The organism is Mesorhizobium sp. M7A.F.Ca.US.006.04.2.1 (assembly GCF_004022915.1).
Lineage (GTDB): Bacteria > Pseudomonadota > Alphaproteobacteria > Rhizobiales > Rhizobiaceae > Mesorhizobium > Mesorhizobium ciceri.
This window is the reverse complement of record NZ_RZQA01000554.1, coordinates 1-4,355: the sequence shown is the minus strand read 5'-3', so window position 1 is coordinate 4,355 and position 4,355 is coordinate 1. Positions and strand designations below refer to the sequence as shown.

Here is a 4,355-nt window from a genome sequence, read left to right as displayed (position 1 = left end):
GACCAGGCCGTTGCGCTCGTTCTCGGTGCTGGCCGAATTCGGCGGTGTCGCCGGCACACCCCTCGTGCGGATTTCCTGAGCCGTGGGCACGCAGTATAAGAAGTTCGAGGCCCATGCCAGCGGCGGTCCGCGCATCCGCGAGATCCCGATGCGCATGGTGCTGCCCAACCTCGTCACCGTGCTTGCCATCTGCGCCGGTCTGTCGGGCATCCGCTTCGGCTTCGAAGGCCGCTTCGAGCCGGCCGTGGTGATGGTGCTGCTGGCCGCTTTCCTCGACGGCATTGATGGCCGCTTGGCGCGGATGCTGAAGGCAACCTCCAAATTCGGCGCCCAGATGGATTCGCTGGCCGACATCGTCAATTTCGGCGTCGCCCCGGCTTTGGTGCTTTATGCCTTCCTGCTCGACCGTGCCGGCTCGCCGGGCTGGATTGCGGCCTTGCTGTTCGCCATCGCCTGCGGGCTAAGGCTCGCCCGCTTCAACGTGCTCGACGACGAGAAGGCCGACCGCCCGATATGGCAGTCCGAATATTTCGTCGGCGTGCCGGCGCCGGCTGGTGCTGTGCTGGTGATGCTGCCGCTCTATCTCTATTTCCTGCGCACAGGGCTGGAGCCCAGTCGTCCAGCGGCCTTCGTCGCCACCGGCTTTACCATACTGGTCGCCTTCCTGCTGGTCAGCCGGCTGCCGGTCTATTCCGGCAAGAGCCTGAAAATCCCGGGCGACAGGGTGTTGCCGATCATCCTGGGTGTCGTGCTCTACGTACTGCTGCTGATGACCTACCCCTGGTACACGCTGACCGCTTCGGTTGCCGGCTACCTGATCTTCCTGCCGTTCAGTGTGCGCGCCTATTCGAAACGCGCCAAGCTGGAGGGCGAGAAGGTACCGCCTTCGGATATAGGTTAGAAGGTCGGCGGAAGTGCTTGATCCGACTCAGGCCGCGACGCCGAGCCCCAGCCTGTCGATCGCCAGCTTTCGGGTCGAGACATAGTCGGTCTTGCCCGAACCCAGCACCGGGATTTCCTCGACCTTGACGATGTCGTTGGGCACCATCAGTTCGGCGGCGCCCGCTTGTTTGCCGAATCTGCGCAACTCGTCGGGATTGGCGTCGTCGGCGGTGGTGACCAGCACAATGCGCTCGCCGCGCCTCTTGTCCGGCACCGCTACCGCCGCATGGCGTTCTTCCGGCCACAACGACTGCACCAGCATCTCGACAGCACCCAGCGACACCATCTCGCCGGCGATCTTGGCGAAGCGCTTGGCGCGGCCGCGAATGGTGATGAAGCCTTCGCGGTCGACAGCGACGATGTCGCCGGTGTCGTGCCAGCCCGTCAGCGGCTGCAATTCACCGGGGCGGTCCGATGTCATATAGCCCATCATCAGGTTCGGTCCGTCGAGCCACAATTGGCCGGCATCGGAAATGCCTTCGATCGGCTCAAGCTTCATGCGCATGGCCGGCAGCAGCCGCCCGACGGTACCGTCGCGGCCATGGATTGCCGTGTTGACGGCAACCACCGGTGCCGCCTCTGTCAGCCCGAACCCTTCGATGATCTCGGCCTGGAAGCGTTCGCGATAGACGCGGCGGGTTTCCGGCTTCACCGCCTCGGCGCCGGCAACGACGAAGCGCAGGCTGGAAAAATCGCCGTCCTTGGCGGTACGCGCATAGTTGGCGAGGAACGTGTCGGTGCCGAACATAATGGTCGGTTTCACCTTGCGCGCAACCTCGGGGATGATCTTGTAGTGCAGCGGCGAGGGGTAGAGGAACAGTTTTACCCCGGTGACCAGCGGCAGGATGGTGCCGCCCGTCAGGCCGAACGAATGGAACACCGGCAGCACGTTGAGCAGGATGTCGGCGGGCGAGATGGTGATGCGCGCCTCAGCCTGCATGGCGTTGGCGTAAAGGTTCTTGTGCGACAGCACGACTGCCTTCGGCGTGCCTTCCGAGCCCGAGGTGAACAGGATCACCGCCGGCTTGGCCGCGTCCTGTCGCTGCAGCGGCCAGCGCCACAGCAAGGCGGCGGCAAGCTTGTCCAGCGCGGTGACGCTCTCCCGCACATCCTCGAGCCAGAGAAGCCTGGCGCCGCCCTTTTCGACCGCCGCGACGATATCGGCAAGGTCGGCCTTCTCGACGAACGCGCGGGACGAAATCACGGTCCTTATCACCGCCGTGCGCACGGCCGCGGTGACGCTCGCCGGCCCGGCCGTGTAGTTGATCATCGCCGCCACCCGGCCGGCCGACAGAAGGCCGGTGAGCGACAGCACGACGCCATTGGCATTGGGCAGCATCACGCCGACTGCCTCGCCCGGAGCCGTTACCGCCTCGAAGCGCCTGCCCAGGACGCGGGCGCCGATGAACAGCTTGCGGTAGCTCAGCGCGCCGGAGATCACGTCCTCGATGATGATATGCGAAGCGCCGACGCGGTCGGCGGCATCGCGCATGGCCAGGAACAGGCCACGATCGAGGTTGGTGCCGAAGAGCCGCGCCTCGGCGACACGGTCGAACAGCGCGTTGGTGTTCGAGGCCTGCTCGGGGTTGCGCGCCACCAACTCAGTGATGGTCATCGGCTCCAGCACGCTGATCGACAGTTGCGGAAACCAGTGTCGTGGCGCCTTGTCCCCAGGCGTCAGCGACACCGGCAGGCTGCGCGCGCCGCCGACGAAGATCGGCACGATCTTGGCATCGGCCTGCATGGCGATGCGGGTGACGGCACGAAACAACCGAAACGTCTTGACGTCGGGCTCGACTGCATCCGGCAGATAGACAGCGAGCCGGCCCTTGCCCTTCAGCACCCGCACCAGCCGGCGGCTGACGAAGACATGTTCGGCGTTGAAGGCGATGGTACGGCCAAGCTCGCGCCAAGGTTCGAGCCACGGCGAGCGCGCCGAGACCTCATCGAGAATATGCAGCGTGTCTTCCGGCAGCAGCGACAGCATCAGCGCCGGCTCGAAGCGCGATTGATGAGAGATGACGTAGATGACTGGGGCCTGCGCCTTGCGGGCGATCCTGATGCGGCTGTCTCCGATCCGGTAGGCAAGCTTGAACGGGACATAGAGCAGCGCCTGGGTGAAGCGTAGGCCGAGGCGGAATTTTTCCGCCACGCCAATCAGGAGCCAGGCCAGAACAAGACCCGCAAGCAGCGCCAGTGTCAGGATCATGCCGCGTCTCTCCCAACGTTTTTAGCATCTCGGCTCTTTGCGGCCGTGTCGGCCAGAACCTAGACGATGTGGGAGCAAGGTCAATGCGGAGCTTTTGCTTCCCTTGGTGCGGGAAGCTGCTTCTCACGCCGCCTGCAGCCGTCCACTGATGAAACGAAATTCCTGCGTCTTGCCGCCATAGCCGTAAGCGGCTGCCGGCACTTCATGCACGAAGGCGTAGCTCTCCTCGTGCACGCCGCCCAGCAGACGGCCGAAGGCTGCGAAGATCGCCTTCAGATAGGCCTCCAGCTCAAGCTTGGTGTTGGTGCCGTCGACCACCTTGATATCAAGCCAGAACGTGTTGGTGCCGTGCTCGGCCAGCGACTTGCCGCCGGCGAACCAGTGCTGCGGATCGACATAGGACACGGCAACTGCCGTGATCGTCGGGTCCTTGCGCAGCTGCGTCGCGGTGATTTCTGTGGCCTCCTTTGCGATGCGAGCGGAAAGCGCCGCGTCAGGTTTGCCGGTGACGCTGATGTTGATGATAGGCATTCTTCTTCTCCTTGGCTTGAGCGGCGTCCGATCGCCGTTGAAACAACCATGCCACCACCTTTTAGTCAAAAAAATCGAATTGTTTTTAAATGATACTTCGATAGTATCGAAGTATGGAAACGCTCGATCCCGATCTGCTCCGAACCTTCCTTGCTTTCGTCGACAGCGGCTCGCTGGCCCAGGCGGCTGCAAGCATCGGCCGTTCGCCCTCGGCGGTGACCGCCCAGATGCAGCGGCTGGAGGAAGTCGTCGGTGAGCCGCTGCTGGCGCCGCAGGGGCGGGGACGTGGTTTGACGCCGGCGGGTGAGGATCTCGTCGGCCACGCCAAGCGCATTCTTGCCGTCCATCGCGAGGCTTGGCTGGCGCTGAAGGGCGCCCGCGCTGCCGGGCGCGTTGCCATCGGCACGACGCAGGATTTTGCCGACAGCGGCCTGCCGGATCTGCTGCGTGCTTTCGCCGGCAGCCATCCGCGCGTCAGGATCGAACTGCGGGTCGGCCGTTCCGCCGAGTTGGCGCAGGCGCTGCAGTCTGGCGGCCTCGATCTGGCGATCGTCATGCGCCAGACGGCAGCGGCGGACGAAGTCGGCGTGCTGCGCGAGCCGATGATATGGCTATGCTCACAAAAGGGGCTGGCCACGCGGCAGGAGGAACTGCCGCTGGCGCTGCTCGATCC

The 4,355-nt window shown here is 64.4% G+C and carries 4 protein-coding genes; 2 read left to right on the top strand and 2 right to left on the bottom strand.

All coding sequences use genetic code 11. The features are described 5' to 3' along the window. Window positions 1-154: 154 nt before the first annotated feature. Entirely contained in the window at window positions 155-901 is a 747-nt protein-coding gene (locus EN925_RS25010; protein WP_224621703.1) for a phosphatidylcholine/phosphatidylserine synthase, read from the top strand. A 27-nt stretch (window positions 902-928) separates the two neighbouring features. Here EN925_RS25010 and EN925_RS25005 read toward each other — a convergent pair whose 3' ends face one another. Beyond that, window positions 929-3,151, bottom strand: coding sequence for an AMP-binding protein (locus EN925_RS25005; protein ID WP_064993130.1), 2,223 nt, complete (start codon window positions 3,149-3,151; stop codon window positions 929-931). Window positions 3,152-3,274: 123 nt separating this feature from the next. Then, window positions 3,275-3,682 carry a 4-oxalocrotonate tautomerase family protein gene (locus tag EN925_RS25000; protein WP_013532540.1) on the bottom strand — a complete coding sequence of 136 codons (408 nt, stop codon included), beginning with the start codon at window positions 3,680-3,682 and terminating at the stop codon, window positions 3,275-3,277. A gap of 113 nt (window positions 3,683-3,795) precedes the next feature. On the opposite strand from EN925_RS25000, the gene EN925_RS24995 reads away from it, so the two are divergent. After that, the coding region (locus EN925_RS24995) for a LysR substrate-binding domain-containing protein (protein ID WP_128337007.1) at window positions 3,796-4,355 on the top strand (560 nt) is incomplete at its 3' end.

Bases quoted from the DNA above. Each gene is read 5' to 3' on its own strand.
- EN925_RS25010 (WP_224621703.1), top strand. From the start codon at position 155: ATGGTGCTGCCCAACCTCGTCACCGTGCTTGCCATCTGCGCCGGTCTG.
- EN925_RS25005 (WP_064993130.1), bottom strand. From the start codon at position 3,151: ATGATCCTGACACTGGCGCTGCTTGCGGGTCTTGTTCTGGCCTGGCTC.
- EN925_RS25000 (WP_013532540.1), bottom strand. From the start codon at position 3,682: ATGCCTATCATCAACATCAGCGTCACCGGCAAACCTGACGCGGCGCTT.